Here is a 22,184-nt window from a genome sequence, read left to right as displayed (position 1 = left end):
CTTTATCGCTATTAACTAAATTTTTAGTGTAGGTAACTAAAAGAAATGAGCTGCTGTCAAATACAGAGATAAGGCGTAATAACAATGAAAATAAAATCTAAACTGTTGCTCAGCTTGATTTCGGCGACCATTATCCCTGTTGCTATTGTTTCAACGGTAATGGTGACGAATTTACGTTCACAAGCCGTTAGTGATTTTATTGAACAAAGTCATGGAGAAATGAGTCAGGTTGATAATGCCATTGCCATCTATTTTTCTGGCATTGAACAAAATGTGAAAATGTTAGCCAACTCACCCGCGTTGCAAAAAGTGGACAGTTCCATTACCCGTTATATCGACAAAATAGCTGAACCGATGACCCCAGATAGCAATGGAATGGTGGAGCGTGGAATTTATGAAGCGCTTTACCTTATGGGTGAGGCGCACAAAGGTTATTCGTACGTTTACATGGGAACCAAAGAGGGCGGATATATACAATGGCCGACGGGTAAGGCGTCAGACAATTATGATCCTAGAGCTCGCCCGTGGTACAAAACGGCGATGTCTAGTCCAGGCGAGATAAAACGCACTCAAGCCTATTATTGGGAGCCTGATGACGCCACGATTGTGAGCAATGTTTTGTCCTTTAATGCTGCTGGTACCCCAAATGCTGGGGTGGTTGCGATTGATGTTTCGCTAAAAACACTGACGGATATCGTGAAGAAGATAAAATTAGGCGAAACCGGATACATTATGATGGTTGAGGATAGCGGTAACGTCTTGGTGGATGCTAAGTACCCAGAGAACAATTTTCAATCCCTTGACTCCTTAGCTGCTGCATACAAAACGATAGGTCAAACATCCTCTGGTTTTATCAATATCGAAATTGGCGGTGTGGAATATATGGCTAATGTCATGAATTCCGAAAAGTTAGGTTGGAAGTTCGTTGGCCTGATTACTACCGAAGAAGTTATGGCAGAAAGCAATAGCTTGATCAAATACATTTTAGCGATTGTTTTTGTGTTGACAGTGATTTTCATCATTGGCGCACTTTTTTTAGCGGGGTTGATCGCCAAGCCGCTTAGTTTAGTTTCAAACGGCTTACAAGAGATAGCTGAAGGTGAAGGTGATTTAACCAAGGAATTGATCATTCGTTCGAACGATGAAACGGGTCAATTGGCTGTGTATTTCAACGCATTTTTGAAAGCCATTCGATTACTTGTACAGCAAATAGGCCATGCAGGAGAACAGATGGGGGAATCGGCGCAAAGAGCGGCAACAATATCGGAAGACTTGTCAGCCGTTTCTCAACGACAGAAACAAGCGGTTGAGATGGTATCAACGGCGTTTAATGAAATGGTGTCTACTGCCAATGAAGTAGCAACGCTATGCAGCTCGGCAGCCCAGGCTGCTGATGACAGTCAGCAATTAGTGAGTCAAGGCCAGCAAAATATCCACACCGCCGTCTCTAGTGTCAATCAGTTAGCCGATTATATTTCAACGTCTTCAACCACGATTCAAGAGTTAGAAAATGATAGCCAAGGTATCACTGCAATTTTAGATACCATTCGTGGCATTGCTGAACAGACCAACCTGTTGGCTTTAAACGCTGCGATTGAAGCGGCTCGTGCAGGGGAGCAGGGAAGAGGTTTTGCTGTTGTTGCGGATGAGGTTCGTGCGCTCGCAAAACGTACGCAAGATTCAACCGAAGAAATCAACGGCTTAGTGGTACGTTTGCAAAATAGGACCAAAGAAGTCGCAGAACAGATGACCGTGAGTTTAAATGCGTCACGGAAAACCGTGACAACGACTGAGTCGGTCAACGATAGCTTTACTGGCATCTATCAGTCAGTATTGTCGATTCACGATATGAATACTCAAATCGCAACGGCTGCCGAAGAGCAGCACCTAGTCGCAGAAGAAATTAATCGTAATATTCATCAAGTACAAGAAGATACTCAGAAAGTTGATGATGTATCGAGCCGAGCTCTACTGAACTCACAAAATCTCGCGAGTTCAGCTGATGATCTGAATAATTTAGTGAGTAAGTTTAAGACCCAGTAATTTCTGGGGAGATTTTTTATACCTAACCCATTTGAAGGAGAGAAAGTTAACCACTGACTTGTTGTTCCCATAAACGTGCGTAAAGTCCTGCACGTGCGAGCAACGCTTCGTGAGTACCTTGCTCGGCCACTTGCCCATCTTCGATGACGATAATGTTATCGGCATGACGAATCGTCGATAACCGATGTGCAATACTGATCACCGTTCGATCATGGCAAATGGTTTCCATGTTGCTCATGATGGCCGCCTCTGACTGATAATCGAGCGCTGAAGTCGCTTCATCAAGCAGTAAGATTTTTGGGTTAACTAACAATGCGCGAGCCAGTGCAATGCGTTGACGTTGCCCGCCAGATAAGTTGGCACCTCTTTCTCCTACTTGTTGTTCAAACCCTTGTGGCAGCGCTTCAATAAAGTTTAACGCACCAGCAAGCTTTGCAACGTTTATCAGATCTGCATCGCTTGCATCGGGTTTACAAAGACGAATATTGTCGGCAACGCTGCCTGCAAATAGCATGCTTTCTTGTAGCACCACACTCATGCTGCGCCTTAATGAGACCGGATCTGCAATGGCGAGATCCATACCATCGACCAAGACTTGCCCATGCAAAGGTACATAAAGACGCTGTAGCAGTTTCGTTAATGTACTTTTTCCAGATCCGGAAGGCCCAGTAATACCAATAAATTGCCCCGGAGCGATGGTCAACGAGAGATTCGCTAAGACTTCCGGTGCATCGATATGATAACGGAAGCGAACATTTTTAAACTCAATGCCTCCTTGAACAGAAGGGATGGAAGCAAGGCCATCTTTACTATTTTCAGCCGGTTCGTTAAGAATGTCGCCTACGCGACGCAAGGCTACTAAGGTGTGCTGGAAATCTTGCCACACTTGCGCAAGTCGCAAAACGGGTTGAGTAACATGCCCTGCTAGCATATTGAAGGCGACCAATTCACCGGGGGTGAGCTGCCCATTGAGCACTAAATTGACTCCCCACCAAAGTAAAATGGCAGCGGCTATTTTCTGCACTAAGGCAATCAATTGCCCAGCAATTAAACTGGCTTTTTGGGCTGAAAACGCGCATTCAATTTGTCGACTGAGTATTTGCTGCCACCGTTCTAAAAATCGAGCTTCCGTTGCGGTTGTCTTGATTGTTTCTATACCCGTTATAGATTCAGTCAGGAAGGTGGTTGTCTCTGCTTCTGCGTCATACTCTGTCGTTACCTTGTGACGAACCCAAGGTCCAATACCTAACCACAGCAGAAAATAAATCACTAATGAACCGATAATCAGCCCGGTGAGCGCTGGCGCATAATGAAACATCACACCAATAAAGAGGGTGATAAAAATGAGATCCAAGAGCAGCATTAAGGTTGAGCCCGTCAAAAACTGACGTATTTGCCCCATTTCCCGTACGCGGGCGATGATTTGCCCCGTTTGACGCTGCTTGAAATAACTTAATGGAAGATTAATCAAATGCCGATACAATCGCCCTGATAGTTCTGCATTGACTTGACTAGAAAGATGACCAAAAACCGTATTGCGCAAATAACTGTAAAGAGGTTCAGCAATGGCCAGCGCAAGCATAGCTAGCGCTAAAACGTGCAAACTCGACAAACTTCGCCCCACAAGAACCTTATCAATAACGGTTTCAAAAAGTTTGGGACCAAACAGGGCAAACAGTTGCAGCACAATCGAATACAGAAACACATCACGTAGCTGTTTTGACTGACGAAGTACCGAAGGCATAAACCAGCGGAGGCCAAAAGCGACATCGCTTGGCTCTATACTCTGCTCAATCAGTAATAAGACCTCATAACAGGAACTTGACGATCCTTGCGCCAACGGAAACTCGAAATAGCGCTGTTTAATGGGATCGTACAAGGTCCAACCATACTCGTTTAGCGCATGAATGACATGCCATTGCTGACGGGTTTTGACCAATGCAGGTAGCGGGATCGGCTCGCTTCCTCTGACGGTGATCATTCGGCTTTTCAGACCAATAGATTGAGCGGCTCGCTGAATGTCGAGAGCACTGAGCTCATTTTCGGCAACGCCTAGTGTATGAATCAGTTGTGATGGCGTGACTTTCTTATCAAATGAAAGGCTGGCAAACGAGAGGGCCGCTAATGCGCCATGGCTTTCTTGATCATGAACCGTTGAGACGGTGTTGGTTAAGGTATCCACTCTATTTTTCTCGCAATGCTTCAGCTTGATATTCTCGGATTGGGCTGAGTAGATAATCGATGATCCGACGTTGGTCGGTTTTAATCTCAGCCACGACAGACATACCGGGCAATAAGGCAACAGAGGCACCATCGACCTCAATTGTGTGGTTTAACAATTGCACTTGAGCGGGAAAAACCAACCCAAGTTGCTCATCCATTGTCGAGTCTCTAGATACGTGGACCAATGTTGCCGATAAGGTGCCGTAACGCGTATAGGGAAAGGCATCAATTTTCAACGTCACGGGTTGGCCAGCATAAATAAAGCCAATGTCTTTATTGAGAATTTTAACTTCGGCGACTTGTACCGAATCGTCAGGCACAATAATCATCAAATTTTGTGCTGGTTGTAAGACTGCTCCAAGGGTGTGAACGCTCAGTTGCTGTACAGTGCCAGTGACAGGAGAGCGAACCACTTGTAATCCTTCATGTTCGCGTACTTTGTCCAGTTCATGTTGCAGCGCTGAGAGTTGTAGGTGTGCTTGCTGACTTTTGTCTTGCCACTCTCTGGCTTTTTGCGCACGCAGCGCTTTTAAACGCTCTTCTAGGTTGAGATATTGCTTTTGCAGCACGTGCTGTTGTGATGTTTGCTGGGCTAACGCTCGTTCGGATTCTAATAACTCTTTTTCCTGCTCCAGATACTGCACTTGACCGATCAAACGCTGTTGCTTGAGCTTTTTTTGAGCATCAAGGCGCTGAGTAATATTACTCACTAACTGTTTTAAGCCTCTGATGTCGACTTCAAGTGAGGACTGGGAAGCAAGATTGACCTGCATTTCAGCACGCAAGTTTTCCAACACCGATGTGAATTCGTTCTTTTCAGTATCAAAGCTGTCGATGACCTCTTGCTGTGCCGAAGGTGCCAATGCCAAATACAGGGGATGTTGAGCTAGATCAGCCTTACCACGCAAAGCTTGATACTTGAGAAATTCATGGGTTTGATAGCGTATTTGATGACGCAAACGTTCAATATCTTGGCTAACGCCTAACGTGTCCAGAGTCAGTAAGGGCATTCCTTTTTCGACACGTTCGCCGTCTGCTATATGGATTTGTGCTACTCGGCTTTGCTCGTAAGACTGAATCACTTGCGAGCGCCCAGGGACTAACAGCCGCCCGTTTGCGGTCGCTTGGATATCCAATTTCCCCCAATAGGTCCAAAGTAAGGTGAGCAGCAACCCTACACTTAGCGTGATGGCAGTGATGCGAGCAAACGGAGAGGGCGGGCTCTGCTGTAGAGCAAGATGGCCGGGTAAAAACTCAAAGTAGCCGTTCGTTTTCGAGCGCTTAGAGCGAAGCTTCTTTAACTGAGAGATCATACTCGCTCATCCTCTTGTTTTAATGCTTGTTGCAGTTGCCACAGCTGGAAATATTTGCCTTGCTCTGCGAGAAGTTGTAGATGCGTGCCTTGCTCTGCAATCTCGCCTTTTTCCAGCACGATAATTCGGTCACACTCTCTTACCGTAGAGAGGCGGTGTGCGATGGTAATAACGGTACGCCCGGCGGCAATTTGCTCCATATTGGTTTGAATGATGGCTTGTGATTCATCATCTAAAGCGCTGGTGGCTTCATCAAGAATCAAAATCTTAGGGTCTGCAAGCAGCGTGCGGGCAATGGCTAAACGTTGTCGTTGTCCGCCTGAAAGTGACTGCCCCCCTTCGGCTAAAATGGTGTCGTAACCCAGTGGCAGCTTTAAAATAAACTCATGAGCGCCCGCTAGTTTTGCTGCTTGTACAATCTCATCCAAACTGGCTTGTGGCTTTGAATGGGCAATGTTGTCACTAACACTTTTACTAAAGAGAAAGTTCTCTTGTGATACCACCCCCAACTGGCGACGCAATTCATGAACACCGATCTGTTTGAGTGAGGTGTTATCGAACATGATTTGGCCTGATTCAGGGCTGTACAGCTTGAGTAAAAGCCGAGCCAAGGTGCTTTTTCCCGACCCCGAGCCACCGACCACACCAATTTTCTCACCCGCTTGGATGTTGAGTGAAAGCTGATTGATGGTCAGCGGCAAATCGGGTTGATAACGGAAACTCACTTTACTGAGAGTGATCGCACCTTGCAGTTGTAGAGGATGGCTGGCTTGCTGCTGCTCGGTGGGCAAATTGAGTAGGTCGGAAAGTTTATCGACTGCAATTTGCGCTTGTATAAATTGTCCCCACAGCTCGACGAGCCGGGCAAGAGTTTGTGCAACATGACTGGCGAGCATGTTAAAAGCGATCAGTTGACCTATGGTCATTTGTAACGCGAGCACTTCTGATGCGCCAATCCATAGTAGAAAGACGCTCGCTATTTTTTGGATGAACTGCACTGCGTGGCTAGAGCGGTTATTCCACTGCTGAACCACATAGTTGCTCGATATCATCTGTTCGGTTTGAGTATCCCAACGTCGAATAAAGCGAGGTTCAGTCGCTAAGCTTTTAATGGTATCACTCCCCGCGACGGTTTCAGTTAGAAACGAAGTGTTGTGCGCCATATGGGTAAATTGTTGTTCAATCGCTTGTTGCAGCCTTGGGGTTAGCCACCAAGCCAAAAAGAGATAACACGGCAGTGTGGCCAATACCAATAAGGTTAGCCCGCCAGAAAGTAAGCTCATCACATAGAAAAAGATCACGAGAAAAACGAGATCAATCGTAAGGGTAAACATCGAACCTGTGATGAACTCGCGTATGGTATCGAGCTCTCTTACCCGAGTCACAATCGCCCCAACTTGCCTTGATTTGAAAAACAGCAGTGGTAAACCAAACAGATGGTGAACCAATTTAATGCCAAGCTTAATATCAATGCGGTTAGCGGTATGAGCATATTGATATTCGCGTAAACCGCGTAGCAATACCTCAGCTATTCCAGAAATAACTAAGACGAACACTAAAACATCGAGTGTCGAGTGGGCTTGATGCACTAATACTTTGTCCATCACGACTTGGAAAAATAGCGGTGTAATAAGTGCAATAACTTGCAGTGCGAAAGAGAATAAAACAATCTCAGCGATTAAATGTTTATGTTGCGATAATTCAGGTAAGAACCAACGAATATCAAAAGAGGATTGCTTTTTTTTGATATCTAGCGTTTTTCCATTCCAATTCTGTTTTAAATAGCTTGTATCTACTACTTTTGGGGTATCTGAATCACATGGATGAATTAAACATTTATTCTGTTCAACTTTAGCTAAAATAAATGGGTGATTATTTTTGTTAAATAAAATAATCGGTTTCTTTATTTTAGTAATTCCAGTAAAAGACTTCGCTTTATTAGCAGTGACTAAATAATTTCTTCCTTTTAAATCTTTTATTATTGAATCAATTGCATTGGATGGCGTTTCATTAGAGATGTCTAATTTTATCTCACGAATTCCGATCAGCGGTAAGTAGACTGATAAGCAATGTAGCATGGCTTTTTTTTCATTTAAATCAGTCATATATTTGATTCTTCAAGGACCAGAAAAAGAAAGGGGGCGGATCATATCATTAATATCAATAGATGCTCAAATATTATCTGGTCTGATTAGTTAATTGCGGTTTTTAAAGGTTTTAATTATCAGTTGCTTGTATTCGGTAATATTTTGGTTTTGTTAATTTATTCATGACTTAGCGTTATTGTATGGTTGCATGCCATTGAAATGCTGTATAAAATTAAAAATCATTTTTTGGTTATCGCTACTCTTTTTATAAGTGGCTTTAATCTTTTTTTATTTTCTTTTTAAATTATGAGGTGAGTTATTTATGTCTGAGAAATTCGTTCAAACTGTATCGAGTGTTAATTATAATAAAGGTGTTTTTTCTCTCTATTTTGTTGGACAGAATCAATCCAACATGGCAAACGGTATTATGGCGGAAAGTGATACGGACTTAGAGCTAAAAGAAGTGATTCATATGCCTGCTTCTGGTTTTATGTATATGGTTTCGATGGTTAAGAATATGCTTGAAGATCCTCGTATGAACGAAGAGTTAGAAAAATTAATTGCTGCAGGTTTTCTACCATCACCGAGTGAAGCAACTCAAGAGAGCGAGAGTGGTATTGAGCCTGCTAAAAAACGCGTGACACGCACGAAAAAATAAAAGGTGGCTTAGCGTATGTTGATTCAACATCACGCGGCGAAACTGGATCGTGCAATGATGCAGAAAATGATGGGTGGGATTCTTCTGCTCAGCCAATATTCCCCTCTGCATCAGCGGTATCTTATCAGTGAATGGCAGCAACGGATTATGCCATCATTTGAGTTAAATCAGTTTTGCTATTACGAAGATGAACAAGGACGTCCAATTGCATTTTGTAATTGGGCGTTTTTGTCTGAGCAAGTGAGAGAGTTGCTATTGTCCGGTGAACGAGAAATCGAAGCCGCTGACTGGCGCTCTGGTGATCATATCTACATTCCTGAAATGCTTGCTCCTTTTGGTCACGGACGTCAAATCGTCAATGACTTACGACAGCGTGTTTTTTTGCCGTGGAAAGGGCAAAAAGTGTGTACTGTCCGCGGCAAAATCGACACGCAAAACGACCGCTGTATCCGTAAGGTACAGTGGTTTTCTATTTAAATAATAATAAGAGCCACAGTCTATGGGAAAACCATTTTGGAGAAGTGTCGAATACTTCTTCACCGGAAATTATTCCGCCGACGATGGAAATAACGACATTGTTGCCATCGGTTTTGGCGGCGAAATTCATGCTTATGGCGGAGATGATCATATTCATCTGGGGTCGATCGGAGCCACGGTATATACCGGTTCAGGTAACGATACGGTATCGGCGGGGGCCGGCTATCTAAAAGTTGAGGATACGACGGGGAACCTGAGCGTTCGAGGCGCTGCGGGTTATGCTGATATCAAGAAAAACGGAGACGGTAATCTCTCATTTTCAGGTGCTGCTGGTGGTGTAGACATTGGTCATGACGGCCAGCATGGCAACATCAGCTACGCGGGTGCTGCGGCTTACAACCACATTAAGCGTCAAGGGTTATCAGGCCATGTTTCTTTCCAAGGTGCTGGTGGCTACAACGCTATCTGGCATGAAACCAATCATGGAAACTTGAATTTCGAAGGTGCAGGTGCGGGCAATAAAATCGATCGTACTTGGTTTAATCAGTATCAAGGATCTCAAGGTGATGTGCGTTTTGTCGGCGCGGGGGTTGCTAACAGTATTAGCTCACGTGTTGAAAGCGGTAACCTGCACTTTAGTGGCGCTGGTGCGGATAACCATTTGGTTCGCAAAGGCAAAGTTGGGGATATTACCCTAGAGGGTGCCGGGGCATCCAACCGAATTGAGCGTACACACAATGCGAACGATGTGTATACCGAAACACGCGGTAATATTCGCTTCGAAGGTGTAGGTGGTTACAACAGCCTTTACTCTGATGTGGCACATGGTGATATTCATTTCTCGGGCGGCGGTGCTTATAACACCATTACTCGTAAAGGTAGTGGCGGCGATTTTGATGCTCAAGGTATGGAATATGCCAAAGCCGAAGAAATTGTCCTCACTACCGCACAGATGCACGGTATATCGATTGATAACGGCAACAAGTTTCATGCGGTTAACGCTGTAAAATCAGAGCGAGAGCCAAATACTTATTTGTTCGCTATTGCAGATGGTACTTACACCAAAATCAACAAAATCCGTCTCTATAACGATGCTGAATCCGGCAAACTCAAGTACTACTCAGAGGCATGGTTCAAGCAGGGTAATCACTTAACCGATCTTGCTCATTCCGATGTTTCTTCTTCAGGTGGCTTTGAGTCCAATCCAGTCAACGGTGGTTACACCCTTTCTAATATTGCCATTGAACATCAGCAATCAGTGACTGTTCATGCGGTTGAGAAAAGCCTGACTGAATATGAGTGGGTGACTTACGCCAATGGCGCGGTGATTGATGCAAAAGATGTGTCATTGTCGGATGCCAAAATGGGTGGTCACGCGATTTATGCTGATGGCACTAAGGTTGATGTCAAAGCGGTGAAATCAAACCGCAAACCCAACACTTATGTTTACGCTAAAGTGCTTGGGCCTTACACAAAAATTGTAGTGGTTGAGCTGGCTAACGATGCCGAAACCGGTGCGCTGAAATATCAAGCTCGCTCTTGGTATAAAGAAGGTGATCACACTGCCAATATAGCCAACCAAGATATTTCGTCTGCAACTGGGTATAACCCAATGGGCAAAGGGGGCTACTCGCTCAGCGACTTGCATTACAGCGTTAACGCGGTAAGAAGTACCAGCGAAACAGTGGCCGATATCGACGAATACACGGATCAAACCTTATTCAAACCCGTAAGTGATAGCGGCGAAAGCTCTGGCGATGTTCATTTCAATGGTGTCGGTGGCGGTAACGTTATTAAATCCAACGTAACACGCGGTCATGTTTACTTTAACGGTGGCGGTCTTGCCAACGTGATCCTGCATAGCTCTCAGTTCGGTAACACTGAATTTAACGGTGCTGGCGCGGCGAACGTGATTGTCAAAAGTGGCGAAGAAGGGGATCTCACCTTCCGCGGCGCAGGTTTGGCAAACGTATTAGTGCACCAAAGTCAGCAAGGCAAGATGGATGTTTACGCGGGTGGTGCGTTGAACGTGCTGGTTCGTGTCGGTAACGGTGACTATCTGGCTCACTTATTGGCTTACGGCAACATCTCGGTACAGAAAGGCCAAGGCAATAGTCGAGTTACTCTACTGGGCGGCTATAACACGCATACGCAAATCGGTAGTGGTGATGCACTATGGCTAGCGGCTGGCGGTTTCAATGTCATGACGCAAGTCGGTCAAGGCGATGTGGCTTCGGTACTGGCTGGTGGCGCAAACGTACTGACCAAAATGGGTGATGGTGAACTCACGGCGGGCATGCTGGGTGGTGCAAACGTGATTACCCATATCAGCAGTGATGATCAATTATCGAATACCACGGCGGTGGCACTCGGCGGCGCAAACATTCTCACCAAAAAAGGCAAAGGCAACACCCTTGCTGTGATGGGCGGAGGCGCTAACGTACTCACCCATGTCGGTGATGGCACCACAACGGGCGTAATGGTAGGCGGCGCGAACATTCTAACGAAAGTCGGGAATGGCGACACGACAGGCATTATGCTTGGTGTTGGCAACGTGCTAACGCATGTTGGTGATGGCCAAACACTTGGCGTAATGGGCGCCGCAGGCAACATCTTCACTAAAGTGGGCGATGGAACATCCATTTCAGTCATGATTGGTGCGGGCAATATATTTACCCATGTGGGCGAAGGGAATGCTTGGGCATTGATGGGCGGCCTTGGTAACGTCTTTACCAAAGTGGGCAACGGTGATGCTCTCGCGTTAATGGTGGCCGAAGCTAACGTCTTCACCCATATCGGTGATGGCATGTCGGTGGCGCTTATGTTGGCCAAAGGCAACATAGCAACTAAAGTCGGTAATGGAACCACACTTGCGGCTATGGTGGGTAACGCCAACATCTTCACTCACGTAGGCAGTGGCAGCACGTTTGCTGCAATGATCGGTCAAGCCAACATTATGACCAAAGTGGGCGATGATCTCACCGCTGCGCTGATGGTCGGTAAAGCTAACATCTACACCCATGTCGGTGATGGAACCAGCTTAGGAATATTTGCGGGCGAAGTGAACGTGATGACCAAAGTCGGTAACAGCACAACGCTGGCGGCGATGTTCGGTAAAGCGAACATCATGACGCATGTCGGCGATGGTTTAACGGGCGTGTTAGCACTGGGCGAAGCCAATATCGTCACCAAAGTGGGTGATGATTTCATGGGTGTTGTGGCCGCGGCGAAAGCCAACGTCGTGACTCATGTCGGTGATGCAACCACCGCCGCTGTATTGGCGGGTAAAGGCAATATCCTCACCAAAGTGGGCGAAGGCACCACGGTAGGTTTGTTGATTTCCGATATCGGCAACGTGATGACTCATGTCGGAGATGGCACGACCATTGGTATTGCCAAGGGCAAGGCAAACATTATTACCAAAGTCGGTGATGGTTTGGGTGTTAACGTGGCTTGGGGTCAAGCAAACGTGTTTACCCAAGTGGGCGACGGTGATCGCTATAACTTTGCCAAAGGTGAAGCCAACATCATCAGCAAAGTGGGCGATGGTCAAGAAGTCTCTGCCGTGCAAGGTCAAGCCAATATCATTACCCATGTGGGTGATGGTGATGATTATACCGGTGCTTGGGGCAAAGCCAACGTTATCACCAAAGTGGGTAATGGCCGAAATGTTGTGCTAGCCAAAGGTGAAGCCAACATCGTGACTCAAGTGGGTGATGGCGATAGCTTTAACGCACTTTGGAGTAAGGGCAACATCGTCACCAAAGTCGGTGATGGTATGCAGGTGACCGCCGCGAAAGGTAAAGCGAACGTAACGACTCGAGTGGGAGATGGCCTAAACGTCACCGCCGCTTATGGTGATGCCAATATTAACACCGTGGTTGGTGACGGTATTTCGGTCAATGTTGCTTGGGGCCAATACAACGTCAATACCAAAATCGGCGATGGTTTGAACGTCGCGGTCATGAAAGGTAAAGCCAACGCTAATATTCATGTTGGTGATGGTTTAGGGGTTAATGCTTCTTACGCTCAAAACAACGTGGCGATCAAAATCGGTAATGGTGATTTCTACAGTTTGGCGGTCGCGTCGAGCAACACCAGTAGCAACAAGCTCTCAGCCCTGTTTGATAACATCAAGCAAACCGTACTTGGTGTAGGTGGTAGCCAAGCAATCAACTACTTAGTGCAAGGCGATGAAGCATCATCATCCGGCACGCATAAAGGCCGTGGTGCGATTGCGACACCTGAAATCACCAAGCTGGATGGCTTCCAAATGGAGGCGATTGAAGAAGTGGGCTCTGATTTGGGAGACAGCCTAACAGGTAGTGTGACCAAGGTAGACGCACCTGATCTCAATCCAATGCAAAATGCGCTCAGCGTTGACGACTCTTCGGACCAAGTTCAAGGGCCAAATCTCATTGTTAATGGCGATTTTGAGCAGAGTGATTTCGGTTGGAGTTCTACGCATGGTGTCGAAGCTTATGTTTCTGCAAGTTCATATGGTTTGGAGCGGGATGGGCACGGTAACAATGTGTCTGAATTGGCAACAGATCAAAGCACGACTATCTACCAAGATATTCAGAACCTGACGGAAGGCGAGGTCATTGCTGTGAGCTTTGATTTTGCAAAACGTGCAGGCATTTCTAATAACGAAGGCATTGATGTTCTCTGGAACGGCGAAGTGGTTTTCTCATCGTCTGGTGATGAATCTGCTTGGCAGAAAAAAACCTTAAAACTGACCGCTCAAGCTGGCAGTAACCGTATCGAATTCAAAGGCACAGGCCACGATGATGGGTTGGGCTATATCTTAGATAACGTAGTTGCGAAATTAGAAACGCTACAGCAAACTAATGCGGTGAGTGAGCATGCAACGCAAAATCAAGCGTCGCAGAATGCCCTATCAGACAAAGAGCGCGCAGAAGCGGATCGCCAGCGTCTAGAACAAGAAAAGCAGAAACAGCTCGATGCCGTCGCAGGTTCGCAAAGCCAACTGGAATCTACCGACCAACAAGCGTTAGGAAATAACGGTCAAGCTCAACGTGATGCGGTGCAAGAAGAATCAGAAGCTATCACGGCTGAGTTGACAAAACTGGCGCAAGGTCTTGATGTGCTTGATAGCCAAGCAACGCATACTGGCGAGTCGGGCGACCAATGGCGTAACAATTTTGCCGGTGGCTTGCTTGATGGTGTTCAAAGCCAGCTCGACGACGCCAAGCAGCTCGCCAATGACAAAATTGCTGCGGCGAAGCAGACGCAGTCTGACAATAACAGCAAAGTTAAAGAGTCCGTTGCGAAGTCTGAAGCGGGTGTCGCAAAAGGTGAGCAAAACCTGGCGGGTGCAGAGCAAGACATTGCTGATGCTAAAATTGATGCTGAAAAACGTAAAGCTGATGCTTTGGCAAAAGGCAATAACGCGAAACAAGCCGAATCTGACGCACACAGTGCCGCAAACGACGCGCAATCGCGTGGTGATCGCGATGCGATGAACGCGGAACATAAAGCCAACCAAGTGCAGAATGATGCGAAAGGGGCTAAGCAAAACGAAAGCGATCGCCCTGATCGTCAAGGTGTTGCGGGCAGCGGCCTTGTAGGTCAAGCACATAGCGTCGAAGCCGCTGGTGCTGCGGGCCGCCATATCAACGCTGACAGTCAAACAAACGCTGATGGCCGCTTTAGCGAAGGCTTGAGCGAGCAAGAGCTAGAAGCCTTAGAAGGTGCGACCAATGCAGTCAACCGCCTGCAAATTAACGCAGGAATTCGAGCGAAAAATACGGGTAGTTCTGTCACTTCGATGTTCACTGAGACAAACGCCGACAGCATTGTTGTGCCAACAACAGCCCCTCAGGATTTGGCTCGAAAAGAGATTCGTATTTCAGGGGTGAATCTTGAAGGTCTTGGTGAGGCATCCAGTGATATAGCATTGGGTGGCAACGCCATCGACAACATGTTGCGTGAATCTCTACCATTCTATTCACTTCGTACTGAGCGCAACCTCTTAGTGCAAGAAGGCGAAGAAGGTTTTGAAGTTCGCTCGTGGCCGGGAACCGATGGAAAGAGCAAGACCATTCTGCTTGATAACCCAGAAGATGCAGCTCAACAAAAAGCCATTGAGCGTTTCATTTTGGCCAACTTCGATAATTTTGAACAAATGCCCGATGAGCTCTTTTTGGTGGATAACAAGGTTATCTCACATCATGAGGGTCGCACGCGTGTTTTGGCACAAAAAGAAGAGGGCGCTTGGAAGTACAACACCAAAGCAGAATTGATGTCTGTCACCGAATTACTCGATGCTGCCAGTGTTACAGGGAAGATCCGTGGTGAAAGTTACCAACAAGTAATCGACGCTCTGACTGAGTACCATGCGAGTACGATTGAACACGCAGACTATGAACTGGAATCTGTGGAAAAACTGCTCAACCTACGTAAACAGGTTGAAGGCTACCTACTCGGTCACCCCGATTCTGGCCGCGTTGAGGCTATGAGTTCACTGTTAAACCAAGTGAATGTGCGTTTAGAGGAAGTCTCGGTTCTTGCAGCCTCTGAGCAAAGCATCAAAACTCACGATAGCTTTAGCCGTCTGTATGACCAGCTTGATAACGCCAACTTGAAGGAGAGTAAACATCTGTATCTGGATGGAAATGGCGATTTCGTCACTAAGGGCAAAGGTAATCTTGCCAATATCGATCAGCTAGGCGGTAGCGATGCTGTACTTGACAAAGTAAAAGTAGCCGTAAGTCATGAATATGGTCAAGCTGTTGCCGATACTATCTTCGCTGGGTTTTCTGCAAACGATCTTGCAAAAGATGGTAAAGGTATTGATATCGCTGGGTTAAACAAAGTACACCAAGCGATTGAACAGCACATGTCGCCAGTGAGCGCGACCATGTACATCTGGAAGCCGAGTGATCACAGCACACTAGGTCACGCCGCATTGCAAATTGGCCAAGGTCGCACGCAGCTTGAAGGTCAAGCCGCGGCTGATTTCAACAAGCAGAATTATGTGAGTTGGTGGCCACTAGGTAGCAAGTCATCCAATATCCGTAATATCTTCAACGTTGCAACAAAAAATCAGCCTGATCTTAAATTGCGTTGGAGCGACTTCAGCCAACCAGCTCATCAAAATGACACACTTGAGCATGATATGGTGTCAGAAGAAAACGATGGCTTTGGTTTGAATGACGGCGAAACTAAGCTGAAACGCTTTATCGAAAAACTCAATGCCGCTAAAGGCATTGATGCTTCGTACAAAGACGCTTCTGAAGGTTATGCGAGTGTGCTACTGGGCAACCCGGATATACTTGAAACGACAGGCATTCCAGCACATGTATTCCAACCATTCGTTGAACAGTGGAATGACACCAGTTACGACATGATGGATGTAGCAAACCGTTTTGCGGAAGAGCTACAGAAACAAGCTCAAGCAAGTGGTGATCCTGCCCTAGTGGAAAAACGCATCGCTAATGTGGTTCGTCAGTTTGCTGAAAGAGCGCTAGAGGAGATTAAAGCGTTCAAAGCAAGCGAAGCGGATCAAGGCCGTGTATTCCGCATTAACTTAGAAGGGCTTGATACTGCGGCAATGCAGGCAGAATGGCATCGTCTAAGTAACGACCCGGATGCGCGTTATCAACTGCTCACCAAAAACTGCTCCAGCACAGTCGCTAAAGTGTTGAAAGCGGGTGGGGCAGATAAACTCATTGGTCACACATGGCTGCCTAAGTTTGGTGTTTGGACGCCGACCGAGCTTTTCAACTTTGGTCAAGCGTTACAAGAGGCCCAGTTAGAAATCGTGGCTAAGAAGCAAAGTCATCAAGTAAGCGATGTCCTTGATGCTCTATCAGGCAACGAGAAGCAGAAAGAAACCGTCGCCATCGAAAATGATGGTACGCCACCGCGCGATAAAGAATCTCTGAGCCCATTGACTCGCTTCCTCAATAACGAGTTGTATGGCGATAAAGAAGCTCGCCGTAAGATTGGCGAAATCACGCAAACCCTACTTGACCATGCGGTAGAACAAGGTGAATCGCAGAAAGTCACCTTGAAAGGGGAATCGGGCCGTCTAACGGGGTATTACCATCAGGGAGCGGCTTCAAGCGAAGGTGAAACAAGCGCGACCAGCGGCAAAGTCGTATTGTTCCTGCACGGTTCTGGTTCTTCTGCTGAAGAGCAAGCGAGCGAGATTCGCAACCACTACCAGAAACAAGGTATCGACATGCTCGCAGTCAACCTGCGTGGCTATGGTGAAAGCGACGGCGGACCAAGCGAAAAAGGCTTGTACCAAGATGCTCGCACCATGTTCAACTACCTAGTGAATGACAAGGGTATTGACCCAAGCAACATCATCATTCACGGCTACTCAATGGGTGGTCCAATTGCCGCAGATTTAGCACGTTATGCCGCGCAAAATGGCCAAGCGGTGTCTGGCTTATTGCTTGACCGTCCTATGCCAAGCATGACCAAAGCCATCACCGCTCATGAAGTGGCGAATCCAGCGGGCATTGTAGGGGCTATCGCGAAAGCGGTTAACGGTCAGTTCTCAGTGGAGAAGAACCTAAAAGGCTTGCCAAAAGAGACGCCGATTCTGCTGCTAACGGACAACGAAGGTTTAGGCGAAGAAGGCGAGAAGCTACGAGCTAAACTCGCGATTGCTGGCTACAACGTCACGGGTGAACAAACCTTCTATGGCCACGAAGCGAGCAACCGCTTGATGGGGCAGTACGCGGATCAAATTGTCTCCGGTCTGTTTAATGCAGAGCAAGCAGCGGTAGAAGCGGGCGAAGTGCTGAAAGGGCTAGAGAAAGACTTTAAACGCTATGGCGACGCGCTGAAACCTGATACGAGCGTACCGGGTAAATCGAAAGACATTCGTACCACTAAAGATTTCCTAAATGGTTACAAAAACGACCATGCGAAGGAGATCGTTGACGGCTTCCGCTCAGATATGAGCATCAAGCAACTGGTGGATCTGTTTGTTAAAGGCAACTGGAGCGCAGAGCAAAAAGGTGCGCTTGCTTGGGAAATCGAAAGTCGTGCACTGAAAGTGACGTTCCAGAACAAGTCTGAGAAGTACAACCGATTGTTCCGTGAGATTGCTTCTGCTGGCGTGGTGGATGCGAAAGCGACTGAACAGCTCGCGCCACAGTTAATGCTGTTGAACCTATCGAATGACGGTTTTGGTGGACGTTGTGATCCACTTTCTAAACTCGTTTTGGTTGCGAAACAGCTGGAAAACGATGGTCAAGTTGGCGTGGCAAGACAACTGCTGGAGAAGATGTACTCTGCGGCAGCGGTGCTGAGCAATCCAACCCTTTACTCAGACAGTGAAAAAGCCAATGCAAGCAAGTTGCTCAGCAGCTTAGCGGCCATTCATGCGAAGAACCCAATGCATGATACGTCGATGAAAGTGTGGCAGGAAAAGCTGGAAGGGAAGCAAGCGCTGACCTTAAACGGTGTGGTTGAGAAAATCACTGATGCATCGGCTAACGGCAAACCTGTGTTGTTGGAACTTGATGCTCCGGGGCATGCGATGGCAGCTTGGGCAAAAGGCTCAGGCGACGATCGTGTTTACGGCTTCTACGATCCAAATGCTGGTATTGTTGAGTTCTCATCAGCAGAGAAGTTTGGCGACTACCTAACGCGTTTCTTCGGCAAGTCCGATCTGAACATGGCTCAAAGCTATAAGCTGGGTAAAAACGACGCAGGTGAAGCAATCTTCAACCGCGTGGTGGTAATGGATGGCAACACGTTAGCAAGCTACAAGCCAACCTTTGGTGATAAGACCACCATGCAGGGGATCCTCGATTTACCTGTGTTTGACGCTACACCGATTAAAAAGCCCGGTGCTTTAGATGTCGATGGCAATGCAAAAGCTGTAGATGATACGAAAGAAGCATTGGCTGGTGGAAAGATACTTCACAACCAAAATGTGAATGACTGGGAACATGTTGTTGTGACTCCGACAGCGGACGGCGGTGAAAGCCGTTTTGATGGTCAAATCATCGTGCAAATGGAGAACGATGATGTCGTTGCAAAAGCCGCTGCGAACCTTGCGGGTAAGCACCCAGAAAGCAGTGTGGTGGTGCAGATCGATTCAGACGGCAACTATCGCGTGGTGTATGGCGATCCGTCAAAGCTGGATGGAAAGCTACGTTGGCAGTTAGTAGGTCATGGTCGAGATGACTCAGAAAGTAACAACACTCGCTTAAGTGGCTACAGTGCCGATGAACTTGCAGTGAAATTGGCGAAGTTCCAGCAGGCATTCGGCCAAGCGGAAAATATCAGCAACAAGCCTGACCATATCAGTATTGTCGGTTGCTCTTTAGTGAGTGATGACAAGCAGAAAGGCTTTGGCCATCAATTTATCAATGCCATGGATGCCAATGGTCTTCGCGTGGATGTGTCTGTTCGCAACTCTGATGTAGCGGTAGACACAACAGGGCGCAAACATACTCAAGATACCAATGGAAATTGGGTAAAAAAGGCTGCAAACAATAAAGTCTCACTGACTTGGAATACGCAAGGCGAAGTTACCGCACGTGACGAGGTCATTCGTAACGGTGTGGCGGAAGGGGATATCCATCTTTCTCGTGTTGGTGCGAGTGAGGTTAATGAGCCAGCACGTGGTGCCATCGGCGACAACAGTGAGGTGTTTGAAGCACCTGAAAAGCGTAAAACGGAAACGGATACTACGGCATCGGCGGGCAGTGACAATAAGCTCAGCTACTCGGGCAATATTCAGGTCAACGTCGGTGATGGTGAGTTCACCGCAGTTAACTGGGGTACGTCAAATGTTGGTATTAAAGTGGGTACGGGAGGCTTTAAGTCGCTGGCCTTTGGTGACAACAATGTCATGGTTCATATTGGTAATGGTGACAGCAAACATAGTGTCGACATCGCTGGTTATCAGGCGCTTGAAGGTGCTCAAATGTTTATGGGTAACCGCAACGTAAGTTTCAATATGGGTCGCAGTAATGACCTTATCGTGATGATGGATAAGTCGATCCCGACACCGCCACTGGTCAATCCATTTGATGGTGCATCACGTATTTCAGGAGTATTACAAAGCATCGCACAATCAGGAAAGGGTGCCGATTGGTTAGCGGCTCAAGAACAGCAGTGGACACTCTCTGGTGCGAAAAAATTTGTCAAAGAGATGTCTGGTCTCGATCAAACCAGCAGTGTTGACTACAGCAGTTTGGTTGATTTGGACTCTCAGAATGAGCGCAGCAGCCGTGGCTTGAAGTCTGACGCTGAAGCAACGTTGAATAAAAAGTACAACCAGTGGCTAAGTGGCAATAGTAATAATGATTCTGGCAAGATGAGCCGTGCGGATAAGTTCCGTCAAATGAACGAGAAGTTGGCCTTTAACTTCGCGGTCGGTGGTCAAGGAGCCGATATTCAGGTCACCACGGGCAACTGGAACTTTATGTTCGGAGACAACATCCAAGCGATTTTGGATACCAATCTCGGTTCATTGTTTGGCGTGTTAACCCAGCAATTCTCAGCAACGGGAATGGCTCAAACGACCTTTACCTATAATCCGCAAGACTTGCCTCGTCAGCTTAAGAATAAGCTGCTGGGTAAATTTGCTGAGGTCGGTGCAGAGACGACTTTAGGTGATATCTTCGGTGTCAATTACACCGCTGATGGCAAAATAGTCTCTCGTACTGATGAAGCGGTAGATGGCGTTGCCATTTTAAAAGAGATGCTAGAAGTGATTGGCGAGTTTGGTGGTGAGCAGCTCAGCGCATTTACTGACCCAGAAAAATTGCTAGATAGCCTCAAAGCGGGAATCGATATGGGTGCTGATGGTCTTCAATCCTTTGCTGAAAGTCATGGACTGAAAGAGAAAGCACCAGAGGAAAACGATACAGCGCAAGTGACTCTCAATGGCGCGCCTGCGGCAACGGAAAACGTATCAGCCACTGTTGAAGAAACCAAACCAGAGCGCGCATTTGGTTTTAATGCGCTCAATTTGCCCAATTTATTTGCCACCATGTTTAGCAAAGATAAGCAGGCAGAGATGGCATCATTGGTCAGTAATCTGAAGCAGAATCTCACCGCCGATTTGCTCAATATGAAGGATAAAACGTTTGATTTCCTTCGTAACAGTGGGCATTTGCAAGGGGATGGCGATATGAACGTTTCTCTGGGTAATTACAACTTCAACTGGGGTGGTGACGGTAAAGATCTCGGTGCTTATCTAGGCGACAATAATAACTTCTGGGGAGGACGTGGAGACGATGTGTTCTACGCAACGGGAGTCTCCAATATTTTCACCGGCGGTGAAGGCCACGATATGGGCGTTTTAATGGGTCGCGAGAACATGATGTTCGGCGGTGATGGTAATGATACGGCAGTTGTGGCCGGACGCATTAACCACGTCTTTATGGGCGCGGGTGATGATCAATCCTTTGTCTTTGGCGAAGGTGGTGAGATCACCATGGGGTCAGGTAATGACTATGCGGTCACTTCAGGTAACTTCAACCGTGTAGACATGGGAGACGATCAAGACTTTGCTGTAACCATCGGTAATAACAACCAACTTGATCTTGGTGCAGGCAATGACTTTGCGAGAGTCTTTGGCAATCACAACCGAATTGATGCTGGCCAAGGAAACGATGAAGTCAAACTGATGGGTTACCATGCTTCGATTAATGCTGGCGAGGGCGAGGATTACTTAATTGCCGCCGCCATCTCAAAATTCAGCACATTAAACGGTGGTGAAGGTAAGGATGTCATGGTGCTTGGGGGTTACCAAAATACGTTCAAAGGCGGTGCTGGCGTAGACAGTTTTGTGGTCAGTGGTGAGGTGATCGATAACGTGGTTGAAGATATTCGCCAAGGTGAAAACATCATCTTCAACGGTATTGATTGGAACCGTTTATGGTTTGAGCGTAGTGGTTACGATCTGAAAATCTCTATGACACGCCATACTGATACCTCTTCCGATCAAACGCTATTTGATGCGTTAGGTTGTGTGACTTTCAATGATTATTTTGCAAATAATCGAGCCAAACTTATTATCGGTTTAGGTGAAAAAGACGCTCAAGGTGAGCAGGAATATACCTGTTTGACTGATAATGCGTTAGACAACCTCATTCAAGCGATGAGTTCCTTCGCGCCTAAGGTGGGAGAAAGCAACTTTATGGATGGATTAGCTTCTCAGCCTCAGCAAGCGATTATGGCCGCATGGTCGGATGTGAATACCGGGAAGTTTAGTTTGTCGTAATCATGTCTTTCATGGGTTAAAACCAGCCTTTGTGGGCGTGTCTGTTTGACAATAGCGCCCATATAAACCTAAAAACGCCTCCTGATTTTGTAGAAAACAGGGGGTGTTTTTTTAGGCTCAAACTGGCAAAATCTGGCCGATACTGGCGAATACGA

At 46.8% G+C, this 22,184-nt stretch carries 7 protein-coding genes; 4 read left to right on the top strand and 3 right to left on the bottom strand.

What is annotated here, in order from left to right; translation table 11 throughout:
• The first annotated feature begins 84 nt into the window (after positions 1 to 84).
• Positions 85 to 2,043, top strand: a complete 1,959-nt coding sequence (locus AACT42_RS06485) for a methyl-accepting chemotaxis protein (protein ID WP_017044842.1) — start codon at positions 85 to 87, stop codon at positions 2,041 to 2,043.
• Positions 2,044 to 2,089: 46 nt separating this feature from the next.
• On the opposite strand, the gene AACT42_RS06480 is transcribed toward AACT42_RS06485, so the two are convergent.
• From AACT42_RS06480 to AACT42_RS06470, 3 genes are read right to left on the bottom strand one after another with little or no spacing between them, the layout of a single operon-like run.
• Positions 2,090 to 4,225 carry a type I secretion system permease/ATPase gene (locus AACT42_RS06480; RefSeq protein WP_094132005.1) on the bottom strand — a complete coding sequence of 712 codons (2,136 nt, stop codon included), beginning with the start codon at positions 4,223 to 4,225 and terminating at the stop codon, positions 2,090 to 2,092.
• Between the two features lies 1 nt (position 4,226).
• Positions 4,227 to 5,579, bottom strand: coding sequence for an HlyD family type I secretion periplasmic adaptor subunit (locus AACT42_RS06475; RefSeq protein WP_088728917.1), 1,353 nt, complete (start codon positions 5,577 to 5,579; stop codon positions 4,227 to 4,229).
• A complete protein-coding gene (locus tag AACT42_RS06470) occupies positions 5,576 to 7,684 on the bottom strand; it encodes a peptidase domain-containing ABC transporter (RefSeq protein ID WP_094183105.1) in 2,109 nt (702 codons plus the stop codon). The genes AACT42_RS06475 and AACT42_RS06470 overlap by 4 nt, the downstream gene beginning before the upstream one ends.
• Positions 7,685 to 7,988: 304 nt before the next feature.
• On the opposite strand from AACT42_RS06470, the gene rtxH reads away from it, so the two are divergent.
• From rtxH to rtxA, 3 genes are read left to right on the top strand one after another with little or no spacing between them, the layout of a single operon-like run.
• Positions 7,989 to 8,324, top strand: coding sequence for a protein RtxH (gene rtxH, locus AACT42_RS06465; RefSeq protein ID WP_088728915.1), 336 nt, complete (start codon positions 7,989 to 7,991; stop codon positions 8,322 to 8,324).
• Positions 8,325 to 8,339: 15 nt separating this feature from the next.
• The gene (gene rtxC, locus AACT42_RS06460; RefSeq protein ID WP_017044044.1) at positions 8,340 to 8,801 is read left to right on the top strand and encodes an RTX toxin-activating lysine-acyltransferase RtxC; all 462 of its coding nucleotides are present in this window, start codon (positions 8,340 to 8,342) and stop codon (positions 8,799 to 8,801) included.
• A gap of 22 nt (positions 8,802 to 8,823) precedes the next feature.
• Positions 8,824 to 22,029 (top strand): MARTX multifunctional-autoprocessing repeats-in-toxin holotoxin RtxA, encoded by a 13,206-nt coding sequence (gene rtxA, locus AACT42_RS06455; protein WP_094133602.1) that lies wholly within the window; start codon positions 8,824 to 8,826, stop codon positions 22,027 to 22,029.
• Positions 22,030 to 22,184 lie beyond the last annotated feature (155 nt).

The organism is Vibrio sp. V15_P4S5T153 (assembly GCF_963874485.1).
Lineage (GTDB): Bacteria > Pseudomonadota > Gammaproteobacteria > Enterobacterales > Vibrionaceae > Vibrio > Vibrio anguillarum.
The sequence above is the reverse complement of the archived record's forward strand: the minus strand, read 5'-3'. Positions and strand labels throughout refer to the sequence as shown.

Bases quoted from the DNA above. Each gene is read 5' to 3' on its own strand.
- rtxC (WP_017044044.1), top strand. From the start codon at position 8,340: ATGTTGATTCAACATCACGCGGCGAAACTGGATCGTGCAATGATGCAG.
- AACT42_RS06485 (WP_017044842.1), top strand. From the start codon at position 85: ATGAAAATAAAATCTAAACTGTTGCTCAGCTTGATTTCGGCGACCATT.
- rtxH (WP_088728915.1), top strand. From the start codon at position 7,989: ATGTCTGAGAAATTCGTTCAAACTGTATCGAGTGTTAATTATAATAAA.
- AACT42_RS06475 (WP_088728917.1), bottom strand. From the start codon at position 5,579: ATGATCTCTCAGTTAAAGAAGCTTCGCTCTAAGCGCTCGAAAACGAAC.
- AACT42_RS06470 (WP_094183105.1), bottom strand. From the start codon at position 7,684: ATGACTGATTTAAATGAAAAAAAAGCCATGCTACATTGCTTATCAGTC.
- rtxA (WP_094133602.1), top strand. From the start codon at position 8,824: ATGGGAAAACCATTTTGGAGAAGTGTCGAATACTTCTTCACCGGAAAT.